At 47.1% G+C, this 16,300-nt stretch carries 19 protein-coding genes and 1 pseudogene; 7 read left to right on the forward strand and 13 right to left on the reverse strand.

Annotation, left to right across the window (positions count from 1 at the left end):
• The coding region (locus AOG36_RS03180) for an adenine-specific methyltransferase EcoRI family protein (protein ID WP_053825474.1) at positions 1 to 922 on the forward strand (922 nt) is incomplete at its 5' end.
• Positions 923 to 938: 16 nt separating this feature from the next.
• Here AOG36_RS03180 and AOG36_RS03185 read toward each other — a convergent pair.
• The 3 genes from AOG36_RS03185 to AOG36_RS03195 are packed head-to-tail and all read right to left on the reverse strand — an operon-like array spanning position 939 to position 3,480.
• Positions 939 to 1,400, reverse strand: a complete 462-nt coding sequence (locus AOG36_RS03185; protein ID WP_015106406.1) for an S-ribosylhomocysteine lyase — start codon at positions 1,398 to 1,400, stop codon at positions 939 to 941.
• Positions 1,401 to 1,403: 3 nt separating this feature from the next.
• The gene (locus tag AOG36_RS03190; protein WP_015106407.1) at positions 1,404 to 2,540 is read right to left on the reverse strand and encodes a cystathionine gamma-synthase; all 1,137 of its coding nucleotides are present in this window, start codon (positions 2,538 to 2,540) and stop codon (positions 1,404 to 1,406) included.
• A 19-nt stretch (positions 2,541 to 2,559) separates the two neighbouring features.
• Complete coding sequence (locus AOG36_RS03195; protein ID WP_015106408.1) at positions 2,560 to 3,480, reverse strand: PLP-dependent cysteine synthase family protein; 921 nt, start codon at positions 3,478 to 3,480, stop codon at positions 2,560 to 2,562.
• A gap of 144 nt (positions 3,481 to 3,624) precedes the next feature.
• On the opposite strand from AOG36_RS03195, the gene AOG36_RS03200 reads away from it, so the two are divergent.
• Positions 3,625 to 4,731: a Cj0069 family protein gene (locus AOG36_RS03200; protein WP_015106409.1), complete on the forward strand. Its 1,107-nt coding sequence runs from the start codon at positions 3,625 to 3,627 to the stop codon at positions 4,729 to 4,731.
• A 52-nt stretch (positions 4,732 to 4,783) separates the two neighbouring features.
• Positions 4,784 to 5,293: a C40 family peptidase gene (locus AOG36_RS03205; protein WP_015106410.1), complete on the forward strand. Its 510-nt coding sequence runs from the start codon at positions 4,784 to 4,786 to the stop codon at positions 5,291 to 5,293.
• Positions 5,294 to 5,323: 30 nt separating this feature from the next.
• Here the strand turns inward: AOG36_RS03205 and AOG36_RS08525 are convergent, their stop codons facing one another.
• The 3 genes and pseudogenes from AOG36_RS08525 to AOG36_RS08535 all read right to left on the reverse strand — a co-directional run bounded on the left by AOG36_RS08525 (position 5,324) and on the right by AOG36_RS08535 (position 6,218).
• Complete coding sequence (locus AOG36_RS08525) at positions 5,324 to 5,605, reverse strand: BspA family leucine-rich repeat surface protein (protein WP_053825475.1); 282 nt, start codon at positions 5,603 to 5,605, stop codon at positions 5,324 to 5,326.
• A gap of 9 nt (positions 5,606 to 5,614) precedes the next feature.
• Positions 5,615 to 5,671 (reverse strand): annotated as a pseudogene (locus AOG36_RS09340) (hypothetical protein); the annotation flags it as partial.
• Positions 5,672 to 5,717: 46 nt separating this feature from the next.
• Positions 5,718 to 6,218 carry a BspA family leucine-rich repeat surface protein gene (locus tag AOG36_RS08535; protein WP_129593187.1) on the reverse strand — a complete coding sequence of 167 codons (501 nt, stop codon included), beginning with the start codon at positions 6,216 to 6,218 and terminating at the stop codon, positions 5,718 to 5,720.
• 196 nt (positions 6,219 to 6,414) lie between these two features.
• On the opposite strand from AOG36_RS08535, the gene AOG36_RS03220 reads away from it, so the two are divergent.
• Both AOG36_RS03220 and AOG36_RS03225 read left to right on the forward strand, forming a co-directional pair.
• Complete coding sequence (locus tag AOG36_RS03220) at positions 6,415 to 7,569, forward strand: DNA-methyltransferase (RefSeq protein ID WP_015106413.1); 1,155 nt, start codon at positions 6,415 to 6,417, stop codon at positions 7,567 to 7,569.
• 499 nt (positions 7,570 to 8,068) lie between these two features.
• On the forward strand, positions 8,069 to 8,320 hold the full coding sequence (locus AOG36_RS03225; protein WP_015106416.1) for a hypothetical protein: 252 nt from the start codon (positions 8,069 to 8,071) through the stop codon (positions 8,318 to 8,320).
• A gap of 114 nt (positions 8,321 to 8,434) precedes the next feature.
• Here the strand turns inward: AOG36_RS03225 and AOG36_RS03230 are convergent, their stop codons facing one another.
• The 4 genes from AOG36_RS03230 to AOG36_RS03245 form a co-directional block, all read right to left on the reverse strand.
• Positions 8,435 to 8,710 (reverse strand): hypothetical protein, encoded by a 276-nt coding sequence (locus AOG36_RS03230; protein ID WP_015106417.1) that lies wholly within the window; start codon positions 8,708 to 8,710, stop codon positions 8,435 to 8,437.
• Positions 8,711 to 9,875: 1,165 nt separating this feature from the next.
• Entirely contained in the window at positions 9,876 to 11,741 is a 1,866-nt protein-coding gene (gene dnaK, locus AOG36_RS03235) for a molecular chaperone DnaK (RefSeq protein WP_015106419.1), read from the reverse strand.
• Positions 11,742 to 11,766: 25 nt separating this feature from the next.
• Positions 11,767 to 12,342: a nucleotide exchange factor GrpE gene (gene grpE / locus AOG36_RS03240; RefSeq protein WP_015106420.1), complete on the reverse strand. Its 576-nt coding sequence runs from the start codon at positions 12,340 to 12,342 to the stop codon at positions 11,767 to 11,769.
• The gene (locus tag AOG36_RS03245) at positions 12,339 to 13,139 is read right to left on the reverse strand and encodes an HrcA family transcriptional regulator (protein WP_015106421.1); all 801 of its coding nucleotides are present in this window, start codon (positions 13,137 to 13,139) and stop codon (positions 12,339 to 12,341) included. The genes grpE and AOG36_RS03245 overlap by 4 nt, the downstream gene beginning before the upstream one ends.
• A 267-nt stretch (positions 13,140 to 13,406) precedes the next feature.
• Between AOG36_RS03245 and AOG36_RS03250 the strand changes: the two genes are divergently transcribed.
• Together AOG36_RS03250 and AOG36_RS03255 are read left to right on the forward strand one after the other, a co-directional pair.
• Positions 13,407 to 13,670, forward strand: coding sequence for a TrbC/VirB2 family protein (locus AOG36_RS03250; RefSeq protein ID WP_015106422.1), 264 nt, complete (start codon positions 13,407 to 13,409; stop codon positions 13,668 to 13,670).
• The gene (locus AOG36_RS03255) at positions 13,670 to 13,936 is read left to right on the forward strand and encodes a hypothetical protein (protein ID WP_015106423.1); all 267 of its coding nucleotides are present in this window, start codon (positions 13,670 to 13,672) and stop codon (positions 13,934 to 13,936) included. Before AOG36_RS03250 ends, AOG36_RS03255 begins: the two co-directional genes overlap by 1 nt.
• Here the strand turns inward: AOG36_RS03255 and murG are convergent.
• From murG to AOG36_RS03270, 3 genes are read right to left on the reverse strand one after another with little or no spacing between them, the layout of a single operon-like run.
• Complete coding sequence (murG, locus tag AOG36_RS03260) at positions 13,927 to 15,000, reverse strand: undecaprenyldiphospho-muramoylpentapeptide beta-N-acetylglucosaminyltransferase (protein WP_015106424.1); 1,074 nt, start codon at positions 14,998 to 15,000, stop codon at positions 13,927 to 13,929. The two genes, AOG36_RS03255 and murG, sit on opposite strands and share 10 nt — an antisense overlap.
• 5 nt (positions 15,001 to 15,005) lie before the next feature.
• Positions 15,006 to 15,410, reverse strand: coding sequence for a flagellar assembly protein FliW (fliW, locus tag AOG36_RS03265; RefSeq protein WP_015106425.1), 405 nt, complete (start codon positions 15,408 to 15,410; stop codon positions 15,006 to 15,008).
• 47 nt (positions 15,411 to 15,457) lie between these two features.
• A complete protein-coding gene (locus AOG36_RS03270) occupies positions 15,458 to 16,165 on the reverse strand; it encodes an outer membrane beta-barrel protein (RefSeq protein WP_015106426.1) in 708 nt (235 codons plus the stop codon).
• Between the last annotated feature and the right edge of the window lie 135 nt (positions 16,166 to 16,300).

Below are 16,300 nucleotides of genomic sequence, written 5' to 3' on the forward strand. Positions count from 1 at the left end.
CAGCATGCAAGAGCGGGGGCTTACAAGAGCAGACATCTTAAACAAGGCCATGCGGGTCAAAGACGACGAGTTTTACACCCGATACGAGGATGTGCAAAAAGAGTTATCCTGCTACCCCCTAAAAATATGGCGCGATAAAGTCGTGTTTTGTAATTGCGATGATGCGATCGGGGAGAATAGAGATTATAGCGACTCCTCTGCCTTTGCGCTGTATTTTTTAAAGCACTTCTTTAGATTAAAGCTTAAAAAACTCATCTGCACGCATTATGGCAGTAAACAAGATTTATTTAATGCCGGCGCACGGGGCTATATTTTTACCAAAGAGGGGGCGCACGAGATGCAATACAGCCCGCCTAATTATAACGGAGGCTTTGAAGAAAAGGAGTCCTTAAGGATTTTACAGAAGGAAGCGGATATTGTGTGCACCAACCCGCCCTTTTCACGGGCGATTGAATATTGGCAAATCCTCATACAAAGTAAAAAGAAATTTATTATTCTCTCCAATGTTACACTCCCCATCAGCACAGCTTGCATTCCCTATTTTGCCAAAAATAAAGTCAGGCCGGGGTTTTCTAGCGTGTATTGGTATTTGAATCCCAAACGCCAATTAGTACGCGCTGCAGGGCATTTTTTTACCAATTTTCCTATCAAAAATCGAGCGAATATTTCTAGGCTCAAGCTAGTGCCCCTAGAGCACATCCCCGATAGCTATAAAAGATTTGATGATGATGGGGTGTTGCTGGTGGATCACAGCTATATTCCCACAAACTACGATCTGCCCTTTGCGGTGTCGACTAATCCTATTTTAAACGGCGTGTTGGAGTGTGGATATAAAATCGCTGCCATAAAGGAATACACCCCCTGCGTTGAGGGCAAGAGAAAGTTTAAAAGGGTGCTCATCCAAAGGGTACAGGGAGGCTAGAGCTTATGCTAACCAATCACACCCCCACATCCTCCCACTCGGCGCGTTTAGCTAAAAACTCCCTGGCTAAGCCTTGTGCGCCCTCTAAAGAGTGGCTGGCTGCAAAGCCGCATTGGATTTCATTGCAGGCGGGGACTTCCTTAGCTTGCAGTACATCGTGCATGGTTTTTTCTAGCAAGTCTAAAATCTCGGCGCGGTTGTCGTGGTTTAGCACCATCAAATAAAAACCAGTTTGGCAGCCCATGGGTGAGAAGTCTAGAACATAGTCGGCGTGATTTCTTATGAGCTCCGCCACTAAATGCTCTAAAGAGTGCAAACTTGGCATGTCCATATGCGCCTTGTTGGGCTGTTTTAAGCGCACATCGTATTTGACAATCACATCGCCCCCAGCACCCACCTTGCGCCCCGCTAGCCGCACATAGGGGGCTTTGACTTTTCTATGGTCTAAATTAAAACTTTCTACATTGGCTTTTTTCATTGGCTATCCTTTCAATGCTTGCTCTAAATCTTCGATCAAATCCCCTATATCCTCAATGCCTACTGAGAGGCGCACCAAACCATCGGTAACCCCCGCTTTCAAGCGTTGCTCTTTGGGGATACAAGCATGCGTCATTAAGGCAGGCACGCTCACCAAACTTTCCACCCCGCCCAAACTCTCAGCTAGGGCAAACACTTTCAAGCCCTCGATAAATGCCACCGCCTTGCTCTCGTCTTTGAGTGTGAAAGAGAGCATGCCGCCAAAGCCGCGCATTTGGGTTTTGGCGAGGGCGTGGTGCGGGTGGCTTGCTAGCCCGGGGTAATGCACCTCTTGTACTTTAGGGTGGGCTTGTAAAAACTTGGCGACACTTATCGCGTTTTTCTCATGCGCCTGCATACGCACGGCTAGGGTCTTAATGCCCCTTTGTATCAGCCAGCTATCTTGGGGCCCTAGCACCCCCCCGATCGCGTTTTGCAAAAAGCCGATTTCTTGGGCTAATTTGGGGTCATTGGTAGTTACCAAGCCCGCCACCACATCGCTATGTCCGCCTAAATACTTAGTCGCGCTGTGTACCACAATGTCCGCCCCCAAGTTTAAAGGGTTTTGCAAATAGGGGGTGGCAAAGGTGTTATCCACAATCGTGATGAGCTTGTGCTTTTTAGCGAGGGCGGCGCATTTTTGTAGGTCGGTGATTTTTAAAAGCGGATTGCTGGGGGTTTCTAAATACAGGGCTTTGGTGTTAGGCTTGATGGCCGCCTTAATTTGCGCCGGGTCGCTGCTATCAATTAAGGTATAAGTGAGCCCCGTTTTAGACATCACTTGGTTAAAAAGCCTAAAAGTGCCCCCATAGACATCATCACCCAGCAAGACATGATCCCCGCTTTGAAAGAGTGCAAGGGTGGCATGGATGCCCGCTAGCCCTGAAGCAAAGGCAAAACCTTTTACCCCCCCTTCTAAAGTGGCGATCAATTCCTCTAAGGCATGGCGGGTGGGGTTGCCCGAGCGCGAGTATTCATAGCCCTTGTGTTGCCCGACTTTTTCTTGGTGGTAAGTGGAGGTTTGGTAAATGGGCACACTCACCGCCCCAGTGGTCGCGTCCTCGCTAATCCCTCCATGGATGCATTTGGTTTGTAAGCGCATGGTTGCTCCTTTTAGTGTTTTAAGCGTTGTAAATCCCCTTAGACAGATAGCGGTCTGCCTTGTCGGGGAAAATGGTTAAAATGTGGCTCCCCTCTGGTAGCCTTTGTGCCTCCCTTAAAGCCGCAGCAAAGGCCGCCCCGCTGGAGCTGCCAACGAGTAGTCCGTGTTTTTTGGCTAGCTCCCTTGTATAAAAAAAACCCTTTTCGTCGCTGACGGTTTCAAAGCCATCAATGTTTAGGTCTTTAAAAAAGGGGGGGATGAACTCCACCCCGATGCCCTCGATCTCATGCGGGTGTTCTACCCCCCCGTTTAAAATCGAGCCCTCGGGCTCCACACCCACAAGACGGATATGCGCGATTTTCTCTTTGAGGTAGGCCGCCACGCCCGCAAAGGTTCCCCCACTGCCAATCCCGGCCACAAAGCTCGTGATGGTATCCCCCAATTCACTAAAAATCTCAGGGGCTAGGCTTTGGATGTAGGCCTTGGGGTTGGCGGGGTTTTCAAATTGCAGGGGCAGGTAACTATGCTCTGTGTTTTGGGCTAATTCTTTGGCTTTGGCGATCGCCCCTTTAATGCCTTGATCGCTTGGTGTGTTGATGACCTTAGCCCCTAGGGCCTTCATGAGCTGTTGCTTTTCTAGGCTAAATTTTTCGGGCACCACAAAGATGGTTTTGAGTTGATGTTCTAAGGCGACTAGGGCTAGGGCGATGCCGGTGTTGCCCGCGGTGGGTTCTATGATCGTGGTTTGTGGAGTGATGTGCCCGGATTTTAGCCCCTCGGTGATTAAATACTGAGCAAGGCGGTCTTTCACACTCCCACCCGGATTTAAATGCTCTAATTTGGCGTAAATGCACGAGTTCTTGGGCAGGGGGTAGTCGTGGTGGGTGAATTTAAAAATGGGGGTGGAGCCAATGAGCGCACCCATTTGGTGGACTAACATACACTTCCTTAAAGTTGGCAATAGTCTCTATTGTAGCCTTGTAACCTTATTCCAAGCAAAAACGGGGATTTTGTGGGGGTTTTATGACTTCTCTTTGCTACAATAACACCAGCGGGTTGCCGCAATACATTTTTGGAGGATTTCATGAAAAAACATATAGTGTTTTTTGAGGCTGTGGGTGGGACGGACAAGGGCAGAGACGGGCACAGACGCGACACCGTGCCCATGATGGACTACCTTAGAAAATTGGGCTGGCACGCTGAGGTGGTGCAACTCACCGATGCCCTGTTAAAAGATAGCGAAAAAACCAAGGAAGTGTATACATATGTGCAAAAAGTTGCCGATGCTTATGTTTCACGCGTTAATCCGGGCAATCTCAAAGAGGAAAAACTCTACTTTGATTTGCTGCGTAAACTCTGCGACAATGGCGTGATTGGCATGCCCCACCCCGATGCCATGATTGGCTATGGGGCTAAGGATGCGCTCACAAAACTTGCCGACACCGAGTTAGTCCCCGATGACACCTACGCATACTATGACCCCGCTGAGGCAAAACGCATTGGCATCACTTGGGGCGATAAACACGATTTAAAAAAAACCTTCCCCAAAACTTTAGCCAAGGGTGAGCGGGTTTTAAAACAAAATCGTGGCTCAACAGGCGAGGGCATTTGGCGCGTGCAACTTGAAGGACCTCTGCCTGCGGGAGCTAGCGAAGTGCCCCTAAATGCTAAAATCAAATGCACTGAAGCGGTGGATAACCATGTGGAGCATAGAGAGCTGGGCGAATTTATGGACTTTTGTGAGAAATATCTAGTCGGGGACAATGGCATGCTCGTGGATATGACCTTCTTACCCCGCATTAAAGAGGGCGAGATCCGCATTTTAATGCTCTATAAACACCCCATTTATGTCGTGCATAAAAAGCCCGCTGAGGGGGCGGATGCCTTTAGTGCCACTCTCTTTAGCGGGGCAAAATACCGTTACGACAAACCCGAGCAATGGGATGACCTGGTGCATTATTTCTTAAGGCAACTGCCCCATATCCAAACCAAACTGGGCAATTACGACCTGCCTCTCATTTGGACGGCAGATTTCATTTTAGACACCGATGAGCATGGCAAGGACAAATACATTCTAGGCGAAATCAACTGCTCTTGCGTGGGCTTTACAACCCCCGTAGAATTCTTAGATAAAACTGCCCGCAAAGTCGCCAATACGATCATTGACATTGTGGAAGACAAATTAAGCTAAGGCCGGGGGCTTTACCCTAATGGTGGTGTTTTACCCCTCTTAAAGGATTTTTATGTTACCGCTCATCTTTGGTTTGCCGGCCGCCTTAAATTTTGCCGAGTCCTTCATTGACAATGTCTTTAGAGACAAAGTTACCCCCAAACTGGGGAGCATTTTATATTGCCGTCTTGTGGGCCCCACCACCCACACAGGGATTTATGTTGGCGATCAACAGATTGTGGAGCTCTTAGGCTCGGGTGAGGTGAAGCTCTCTAGCCCTAAAGAATTCATCAGTGGAACACAAGCGATGAGTATTTATATTTCTTGCAAGGGGAGCGAAGCGGTGGGCTTTGCCGATGCCGCACAAAGGGCAAAGAGCCTTGTGGGCCAAACCTTAAATTATCCTGCAATGGGCATTCCCACAGAAAAGCATGAGTACAACTGCCATTGTTTTGTCTATGAGTGCCTGACCGGCGCGCACGACAGCCAAAAATGGACATTGCTCGACATTGAAGCCGAGTTTCGGGGCAAATACTTTGACAACTGGCGAGTGTGGGATTTAAAGAGCGAGGAGTTGTTTTAGCACCAACCCCCCCCCCCACCTCAAAAGTCCCTATTCAAGCCATGATGGCCTTTCATCTAGCGCACCACAGCCCTCAAACATCTCCTCCATTTTGCCCTCCTCCACGCTATCTGTATCCCAATCCTCTAAGTCTTGGTTAAATTGGACGCAATTTTTAAACATGTAACTCATGTCCGTAACGCTACTCACATCCCAGTCTTCTAAATCTTGGTTAAACGCCACGCACCCATTAAACATGCCACCCATATCGGCAACACTGCTTATATCCCACGACAATAGGGGTTGGTTAAACGCCACGCAGAGCCGAAACATCGCCCCCATGTCTGTAACACGAGCTACATTCCAGCTCTCTAATTTTTGGTTAAAGGCAGCGCATCCATAGAAATGTGGCTCATATCCGTAACGCTAGAGACATCCCACTTGTCTAAGGGCTGGTTAAACTCGGTGTAATGGCAAACATCCCACTCATATCTGTAACCCCACTCACATCCCAGCCTGAGATGTCCCCATTAAAGTGGATCGCCCCGGCAAACATGCAATCCATCCGCATCGCTTGACTCACATCCCATGTTTCAATCCCGCTAAAATCCTTGCAGGTGAAGACCTCCTCTTTGCTGAACCACGCGCACCCACTCCGCACCGAGGACTTGCGCAGTTGTGCCGCTTGCTCTTGCGCTCCCGTTTGCATGCGTCTCAAGTTGGCTTGCATCTCCCTAGCTTGGTCTGCCCCTAGCAAGGCTACAATCCCGCTAAAATCCATGTCCTCATCTTCCTCATCTTCCTCATCAAGGTAGGGGTTTTCTAAATTGCTAAAGATGTACCTAAAATTTTTTACTCCGCTCACATCTATTTCATCTAACAAAATCTCCTCATTTTGCACCAATTCCTTCAGCTCGGCGTTGCTCGTGGGGAAGTATTTTTTCACCACCACAGCGGGGCGGGTATCGATGGGCTCTAGGCTACTGATTACCCGTTGAAGAACGCCAAAACAAAAACCCCTCCCCTGATCGACCGTGCGTGTACCTATTTAGCATTAGGGTCTTGGAGACTGAGAACTTTTATCGTTTTTAGTGGATCGATGTATTCAAGTGCAAAACAGGCAAAACCAATTAAACTAGGGCATGTACAGCACCAAAACCAAACCCAAGAACCTTTTTACATCCGCAACCCTCAGTGTCGCCTCCATTAAAAAGCTAGGGGCACAAAAGTCTGATGCTAATCTGCACACTTTGTTAGAGCTGTTTAATCAAGATGATTTAGACATTGATTTAAAACGCGAGATCGTTTCTTCCATTGGACGGCACCAGGACAACGATAAAATTTTGGCCTTTTTGAGCCAAGAAGCCTTTAAAACGCACTTTATGGAGGTCATCTACCAAATGTTGCGCACCTGCCTTTACAAGGCCAAAACCGATCCACGTTTTGCCACTTTAAGGGATCAAATTTTAAAGCATTATAACAACGAAGTGATGGATAAAATGCTCGAGTTCCACCAACACCGCCAGCAGCACAAAAGCCCCAAGAGATCAACCCCCCAAATCACACAACCTAGCCTGCTTGTGGGCGATAACTGTCTCACCCTGCAACAAATCCAAGACCAACAAATCCAACTCATTTTCACCTCCCCGCCCTATTACAACGCCAGGGTGTATAGCGACTATGCTAACTACCAAGAGTATTTAAAGCACATGCAAGAGACCCTAGAGCAATGTTTTAGGATTTTAGAGGACGGGCGTTTCATCGTGGTGAATGTCTCGCCCGTGATCATCAAGCGCCCCGGGCGCGAGTTTGAGAGCAGGCGCTACCCGATCCATTTTGACTTCCACACCATTTTAAGCCAAAGTGGGTTTTATTTTCTCGATGAGATCATTTGGATCAAACCTGAGTATTCTGTGCCTAACCGCGTGGCCGGCTATTTGCAAAGCAAAAAACCCCTAAGCTACAAACCCAACTGCATTACCGAAAGCTTGCTCGTTTATCGCAAAAACGCGCCTTTTTTGCTAGATAAAAATCTTAAAAGATATGATAAATCCCTTAAAAATGATGAAGAAGTAGACAGCACAAATTGCTGGTACATTGCGCCTAAATCCAGCAAGGATCACCCCGCCGTGTTCCCTGAAGAGCTGTGCGCGCGGGTGTTGAAATACTATTCTTTTCAAGGCGATATTGTGTGCGACCCCTTTGCAGGAAGCGGGACTTTTGGTAGAGTAGCGCAAGAAATGGGGCGCATTCCTCTTTTATGTGAGCAAAATAAAGAATATGCCATGCGTTTGTAATAAAGGGGGTATGGAGTGTGTTTGCACCCATTTCGTGTAACAAGTTTCGGTTTTATAAAGAGAAGTGTTTAGAGGTGAGTGGCGATAAAGTGTTTTTATCACAAAACCATAAGATTTTATTCGAGTTGTTGTTGCTTGGGGGGTTTAAGGTTGCTAAGGAGCGGTGGTGTTTAGTGTGAGCCGGTATATGTCGGTGTCGCATTTGTGTAGTTTGGTAGAACCCGATTTTTATAAGAAGTTGGAGCGGTTGTTGGGGTGATTTGTGTGTGGCTAGGATTAATGCGGACATGTTGGTGCAAAGAGCGGAGTTGGTGGATAATGGGAATAGGCATGGGTTGGAGTGGAGTTCGTTAAATTTTGATAAGGATGTGTGTGTTGAGTTATCTTTGGAGCGTTGGGAGTTTTAGAACGAGTGTATGGTTTTATGTGAGGGGATAAGTTTAACGCGTTGTTGGTTTGGTTGCATGAGCCGACGCGTTTTGAGGGGTTGTGGTGTCCTATGGCGTTATGGGCGATTTTAGCGTATTTGTTGGTGTACCGGGGGCGTTTAGAGGAGCTAGGGGTTCGGGTTGTGTTGGATTTAGATGAGTTACTGGTGCTTTTGGTAGTGATAGATTGCTATACTCTAGTGGATGTGCGTAAATTGAAAAAAGATGTGTTGAAAGAGCATGTGGGGGCGTTTTGTCAAGAGTGGTTTGGTGTAGAGTTTAAAGTGGGAGATTTTGGACGGATTGTGTGTGCGTTGAGTTAGAGTTGGTGTTGCGTTGCTGGTGTTTTGAGGGTTTATGCTTAGAGGCTTGTCTAGTTGTATTGCTTACTAGGGAGAGGTCTAAGCAGTACACGGGGTTGTGATAGCATGTTTTGGTTAAAAGCTTTGGCGTATCCGTGTGATTCTATAAATTATGGTGGATGGGTTGTCTTTTGATGATGCAGTGTTTGGGGGATTTTCACTTTGGCTTAGAGTTTCTAGTTGTTCTGTGGTAATATTCAGTATATGCACAGCTTGGGGGAGCTTGTAGGCGTTTTGGATATTGTGGGTGTTTGGGCTGTCTGTTCGTACCATTTGTCCGATGGTTTCATTTTTAGGGATATCTTCGCCAAACCCACACACATAGCCCCAATTATATAATCTGTTGGGCATTGTAAATCAGTATCTTTCTTAGAATAAGAACGCTTTAGAAACATCTTTGCTTACACCCAGTCCTTGGTTATACATCTTCTGCACCCTTAATGTCCACTAAATTGTGCTCTGCAATCGCCTCTTGCTCGGCAGGACTGTATTCTCAAAGCATAAAGGAAAGCACTCACCCCCTACAAAGGTGCTACAAAGCAGGCTCAAGTTTTGGAGCGAAACACACGGCCTCCAAATACAGGTACAGCCCTCTATCGTTCCTAAAAACCCTCCGATTTGAGCATGGCTAATTACATCCCGCTTTGGAGTCGGCAAATCTCTTTAAAATCCAGTGCTACGATATTGCAAAAGCCCAACCTCTCTAAGCCCCTTTGCGTGCTGTGCACATCAAAGTTGGCACAAACAATCCATTTATCCTTCAAGTTCTAAGGTTTGCGGGCTAGATAGTCAGGGTGGTTGTAGAAAACATGGAGCATATCTGCCCTTACATGGTGCTTAACGCCATCTTGTCACTTTGGTGTTTGTGTCATCACCTGGTTATCAGTTAAAATGTGTGCAGACTTGCACAATAAAAGGATAACAGGCGTGGTATAGTAGTGCACGCTATCGCCCTTGTGGGGGGGTTTAAGGAGGTTTTGTAGGCAATTTAGTCATACAGGGTGAGGTTATGGTTATGCTGTGCGTAGTGGGGGGGTTTTTGAGGGTTTTCTTACTTCCATTTTTTTGATGCACTCCCCATAACTAAAGTTAGAGGATTCTAACTTTAGCAAGGATCGTGGTTTTGAGTCAACTCCACATTGGAGTCTTGTATTCCCTATTCCAAAAAATGGATGCTCCAACCACAAGGACTTTACCCCGATTGTAATTTGGATACTGGCATAAGATTGCAATGTTAACCTTAGTCCAACTTAGCTAAAGCTAGGGGCTTTAGAGCGCAAGACATAAGTTTGGTGTCTTAAGTCCAGCTTCCAAGCATGTTTGGGATAGATAAGTTCCCCCCTCCAAAGGGGGTCGTAAGCACCCGTCCATGCGGTTGCAACGATTGTCTATGAGCCAAGCACCTCGCCTTTTTCTAGCTTGGCACAACCCCCCTTTGCTCTAGGGCGTACATGCGTCTAGGCAACTTTAGGGTTAGGATATGTTAAAGCTTCAGATGCCCTAAGTACCACAACACTTATTCTGCCTCCACATCGATCACATCATCCTCTTTTTTCTTTGAGGCTACGCCCCCTTGCTCTTTTTGCATCATTGCCTCAGTGAGCTTTTGCGCGCTTTCGGCAAGGGCTTTGGTTTTCGCCTCTATTTCCTCTTTGCTTGCACCCTCGTTTTTGAGTGTAGCTTCCAAATTGCTTAGGGCTTTTTGGATTTTTTCCACCTCGCTAGACTCTAAGTTTGCCTTGTGTTCTTCTAGATTTTTCTTGGTTTGGTGCGCAAGGCTTTCGGCTTGGTTTTTGGCTTCCACAACCGCTTTGCGGCGCGCATCTTCCTCTTTGTGCAACTCGGCATCTTTGACCATTTTGTCGATTTCGCTATCGCTAAGCCCGCTGGAGCCGGTGATTTTGATCTCTTGGGATTTGCCGGTGTTCTTGTCCTTAGCAGACACGGTTAAAATCCCATTGGCATCAATGTCAAAGGTCACCTCAATTTGGGGCACGCCTCTAGGTGCGGGGGCGATGCCAGTCAAGTCAAATTTGCCCAAAGATTTGTTATCTTTAGCAAACTCGCGTTCCCCTTGTAAGACTAAAATAGACACGGCGGGTTGGTTATCCTCAGCCGTAGAAAACACTTGGGCTTTTTTGGCCGGAATGGTCGTGCCCTTCTCGATGACCTTTGTCATCACACCACCTAAAGTTTCAATACCAAGGCTTAAGGGGATCACATCAAGCAATAAGACATCTTTCACATCGCCTTTGAGCACGCCCGCTTGGATACTCGCCCCCACAGCCACGACTTCATCGGGATTAACGGATTTATTCAAGTCTTTGTTGATGAAGTTTTTCACCCGCTCTTGCACTTTGGGGATGCGCGTAGAGCCACCCACCATCACCACTTCGGCAATGTCGTTGCGACCAAGCCCTGCATCTTGGATCACGCTATCAATCTTTTTGATGGTGTCCTCAATTAAGTCGTCGATCAGACTTTCAAATTTCGCACGGGTGAGCTTTTTGATCAAGTGTTTAGGCCCACTCGCATCAGCGGTGATGAAGGGCAAGTTGATCTCGGTTTCTTGCGCAGAGCTGAGTTCCTTTTTGGCGTTTTCGCTCGCTTCCTTCAAGCGTTGCAACGCCATGATATCCTTTTTAATATCAATGCCATTTTCCACCTCAAATTCTTTGGCGATAAAATCAATGATGCGGTTGTCAAAGTCATCGCCACCTAGGAAGGCATCCCCGCCTGTGGCAAGCACTTCTACCACATTATCCCCGGTTTCAAGCACCGTTACATCAAAAGTCCCCCCACCCAAGTCATAGACCATGATTTTTTCAGACTCTTTTTTGTCCAAACCATAGGCCAATGCCGCAGAAGTAGGCTCATTGATAATGCGCAACACATTTAAGCCTGCGATTGTGCCCGCCTCTTTAGTGGCCTTTCTTTGGCTGTCGTTGAAGTAAGCGGGCACGGTGATCACCGCTTCATTCACGGGTTCGCCCAAATAACTCTCCGCGTCCTCTTTGAGTTTCATTAAGATTTTTGCTGAGATTTCTTGAGGTGTGTAGATTTTGCCTGCAATTTCTACTGCACACGCGCCATTGCGATCCACGATTTTATAGGGCAGGCGTTTTTTCGCCTCTTGGGCTTTGTCCTCGTTGCTCATCAAGCCCATAATGCGCTTAATGGAGTAAATGGTTTTTTCGGGGTTTGTAACCGCTTGTCGTTTGGCGCTCTCCCCGACTAAAATCTCACCCTTGTCCGTAAAAGCCACGATAGAAGGCGTGGTATTTTTGCCCTCTTTATTGGCGATGATTTTTGCCTCATTGCCTTCATAAACCGCCATTGCGGAGTTGGTGGTGCCTAAGTCGATTCCGATCACTTTTGCCATATTGTATCCTTTGTATTGAGATTAATTAATTTTTTGCAATGCTCACCATTGCGGGGCGCAACAAGCGTTCTTTATACTTGTACCCCTTCTGAAACACCTCTACGATCTGCCCCTCTTCTTGGCCATCAGATTGCACTTGCATGATCGCGTTATGTAGGTTGGGGTCAAACTCAAGCCCGCACTCCACGCACTCAATGCCGTGCTTGGCGAGCACTTCGTGCATTTTTTGCAGGGTGAGTTCCAAACCCTGACACACCGCTTCGCTGCCCTCTTGCTGCGCGCTTTTTAAGGCAGCGTGCAGGGTATCGATCACGGGCAGTAAATCGTTGGCGATCTTTTCATAAGCGTATTCTAGTGCCATCGCTTTGTCTTTTTCTAGTCTTTTCTTGGCGTTCTCAAAGTCGGCATGGGTGCGAAGGTATAAATCCTGTGCCTCCTTAAACTTCGCTTGGTAGTCGATCTGTAACTCTTTAGGCGCGCTTGTGTTTTCAGCTATGCCCGCCTCGTTACGCGTTGCCTCTGCTTCGTCCACCGCTTCCTGTTCTCTTAGTTTTTCCACTTCCAATGCTGTATCTGTCATTTTCACCTCTCGATCTGTCATATAGATAACCTCCTAATCGCGCCATAAAAGCCCTCAAAATCCTGCTCTAAACCCCCCACGCAGAGCATACGCTGCTGCTCCCCCCCCGCCTTAATGGGGCAAACCACGCCCAAAAACCCTAGGGGCAGGACTTTTTCAAAGTGTAGCCCCTGCTTTAGCCCCCTGAGAAAACTCCCCTCTAAAATTTGCCTAAAGAGCCCCTGCGCCCCCCTTTTTTGGATGAGTTGGCCGAGCACGCACAGCCCGAAGTAGAGCTTTTCTTGGTAGAGTTGGTCGATCTTTTTGGCGAGGCTTGTGGCGCACACAGACAAAGCCAGTTCTTGGATCGCCTTGCACTCTAGTCCGATTAAATCCTTTAAAAAGCCCTCAAGCTTTTTATTGTAGGGCAACAACGCCTGTGTGTTGCCAAAGTCTAAAATCAAAAACTGCCCTGCGTGGTTATGCACCGCCTCTAGGATCGCCCTTTGGTAACGTTCCACCATGCTAAAAATCCCGTAGCACTCGCTCGCTCCCTGCAATTTGTCTAAATCCACCTCTAGGGGGGTGCTTAAATCCAATTTGGAGCGCCAATAGTCTTTGAGGGCTTTGGTGGTGGGGATACGACCGCCACTGCTGTGGCTTTGGCAAATTGCTCCCTCGCTGGTGAGTTGCTTAAAGTAGTTGCGGATGGTTGCAGAGGAAATTTGCACAGCTTGACCCTGCAAGGCTAAACGCAAACTTTCAGAGCCCACGGGCGCATGGCTGTAAAGATAGGTTTTGATGAAGGCATCTAAGAGCCACTCTTTTTTCACGCCCATGGTTTCCTTTCGTTTGGATTTCGGTGAGTATAGCATGATTTTTGCAAAAATTAGCAATATTTTTACAATAATGCTAAAAATCTCCGCATTTTGGGCATTTAAAAGCTAAACTTTATACTTATAGTATAAACTTAACTAATAAAATTTACTAAGAATATTTGCTATGAGTGGCAATTATTAAAGCCCAAAAAAGGATTTTTTAGGCGTTAAAAACGGGTTAAAAAAAGTAGGTTAAAATCACAGAATCATTTTGACAAGGGGGTTATCTTGCGTTTGTTGTGGATCTTTTTAGCACTGGAGGGCTTGCAAGCCGATGGAGGAGATCATTTCTTTAAGGCCATAGAGGCCCAGTTGCAGAGCAGCACAGCTAAGGGCATTTTGATGCTGATTTTTATCGGCATTGCTTTTTATGTGTGGCGTAATTTAGACCGCTGGCGCGATATTTTGTTTACGATTTTGGGTGTGGTGCTGGGCATCATGCTCTTTTTTAAAGCTCCCGCTTTAGCCTCGTGGTTCATGGGGTTGTTCTAATGGACACCCCTTTATTGGTGGTGTCCGTACCCAATTTGCAAGAGATTTCCACCAAGGATAAATTCTTGTGGCTCAATGCCAAGTCGTGGATCGTGTCGATCTTTATCCCCTTCGTGCTATGGCCATGGCTGGGCACTTTGTGGGCGTTGGTGTTGTATTGGGGATTTTTAGCCCTTTTTAGCGTGTTAGAGTTCTTTGATGAGGACATCGCAGATATTTTAATTGCCCGCTCTAAACTCACGGGGGTGACAAGTTTCTACGCTTGAGTTTGGATCTGTTCTAAAATCCGGTCCACAATTTGGCTTGCCCCATCGCTGGAGGCCTTTTGGCGCAAACTTGTGCTCACCTTGGCGATCTCAAGACCCTCTTGTTTGGGGGTTTCTAGCCACTCAATGAAGTTAAAGAGGTGGTCGGGGTGTAGGTGGTTTTGTTCCACAATTTGGGCGAGCCCCTCGTTGGCGAACTCTAGGGCGTTGTAGTATTGGTGATTTTTGGCGGCGAAGGGGTAGGGCACAAAGAGGGTAGGCAAGTTGTTGGCGCACAGCTCCCACACACTACTCGCCCCCGCCCGGCTCACGCAGATATCCGCTTGGCGCATTTTCTCCACAAGCTGCAAATCAAAGGCAAATAAATCCACCTCCTCTAAAATCCCCAAACCTTTATACATGCCAGCGACCCGCTCATAGTCTAGTTTGCCACATTGGTGGATGATTTTTAAGCCCCTCTTAAGCAACTTTCTGGCGCACAAAATGGCAAACTCGTTGATCGCTCTAGCCCCCTGTGAGCCACCCATAAATAAAATGCTCTGCACCTTTGTGCGGATACGCGCGCTCTCAAAAAAGCTGTGCTGGATGGGATAGGGGGTGTAGACTCTCTTGGGGTCGTCTTCTACACCTTTAAAGCTGCTAAAAATGCACTTGGCATAGGGGGCGATGAGTTTGTTTAACGCCCCCTGCACAGCGTTTTGCTCATGGATATAAAGGGGAATTTTAGAGAGAATACCCGCAAAAGAGCCCGGCCCTGCGCTAAAGCCACCCACGCTGATCAAAGCTTGGATGTGGTGCTTTTTTAAAAGGCCTCGGGCGGTTTGGGTACAGCGCAGTTGTTTAAATAGAGCTTGGATTTTTTGAAAAAATCCCTTGTTGACAACGCCTGTGGTGTTTAAAAAGAAACATTGCTTGAATAGAGAGCTGTTTTCAAACCACGCTTTATCCTGCCCTGAAGTGCTGCCGATGTAGAGCAGGTCGTGCCCCCTGTTTTGCAATTCTTGTGCCAAAGAGCGGACAATGCATAAATGCCCCCCCGTGCCTCCCCCGGTGATCGCTAGCATGGCATTTAAGAACCCAACCGCGCGCTTTTGGCTTGTACGAAAGACTTTAAGGTGTCTCTAAAGCCAAAGTCGGGGTAGTCCATGATGGAAAGGGCGATTTGGGCAGCGTAGCCATTGTCTGGATTGAAAACTAAAGGAGCGAGGAAGTTCACCATCGAGTCCTCTAAATTTTTTTGCACCACCACCACGCAGTACACCTCTACATGGGACTTAGCATTGAGCTCTAAGAGCAATTCTATGTATTTGGGGATACTAAAGCTGTATTCGCGTAGTTTATAGGGATTGACTAAGACCATGCTGATGGTCCCATCCACACTGCTCACGCGGCTAAAGAGATCATCAATTTTAGTGAGCTCCACCTCTATGATTCTCTCAAAACCGAGAATGGGGGCTTTTAATGTGTAAAGCATGGGCTTCCTTTGGCAAAATATGTCCTAACCCAGCAAAACCTGTTCCACTAAAACGCATAAGTGTAGTTCAAATACACGGAAAAATCGCGGTGGATGGTCATGGTTGCGCTGTCTTTAGTGTGGTTGATGTCTTTGTAGTAGCGGGCAAAGGGGAAATACAAAAAGGGCAACATGACCCCCAAGTCCAAACTTTGGTGTTTAGAAAAACTTAGGCGCAAGCCAATGTTTAAGGGTAATTGAAACTGCACGGGATTAACTTTGCGCGTAAAACCCCTACCCAAACTCGCCGTAAGTTCCTCCTGAAACACTGAAGCCACCTCTGTTTGCCAAGTTTGCACGCTAAAGAGCAAGCCCACAAACCCCCCAAAGGTAAAATCCCGCCCCCTCCATTTTTTCTCCATAAAATTTAGCATGGCATCTGCTCCCAAGCCATAGACAAATTGCGAAACCCACGACCCGCCATTGCCCCCAAAATTAAAATAGTAGCGTAGTCCAATCTGCTTATTCTGTCCGAAGAAATGTTTAAACCCCAAGCGCACATTGCCCCCACCCATAGGAGCTATGTTATCTTGTAGTTCTCTTTGATCCTTGATCACAATAAAATCCATGTTTTGCGATACAAGCGCATTGCTTCTGACGAGGCTAAATTGCGGACCAAAACTCAAATACCAGCCCTTATTTTCCGCACACAGGGGCAAAAGATTAAACACCAAACCTATGAGATGGGTAAGGCGTTTTGCGTTAAACTGCCACATGGGCATTCCTCTTACATAAATGCTCTAGTTTAGCCAAATCCTTTGAGTTCTTGTTAATTTTTAGAACACTTTAAGGGGCTTTTTCAACCTAAATGTGGTGCAATCCCATACTTTAATTTTTAATATAATTCTTAT

The organism is Helicobacter heilmannii, from assembly GCF_001283065.1.
GTDB lineage: Bacteria > Campylobacterota > Campylobacteria > Campylobacterales > Helicobacteraceae > Helicobacter > Helicobacter heilmannii.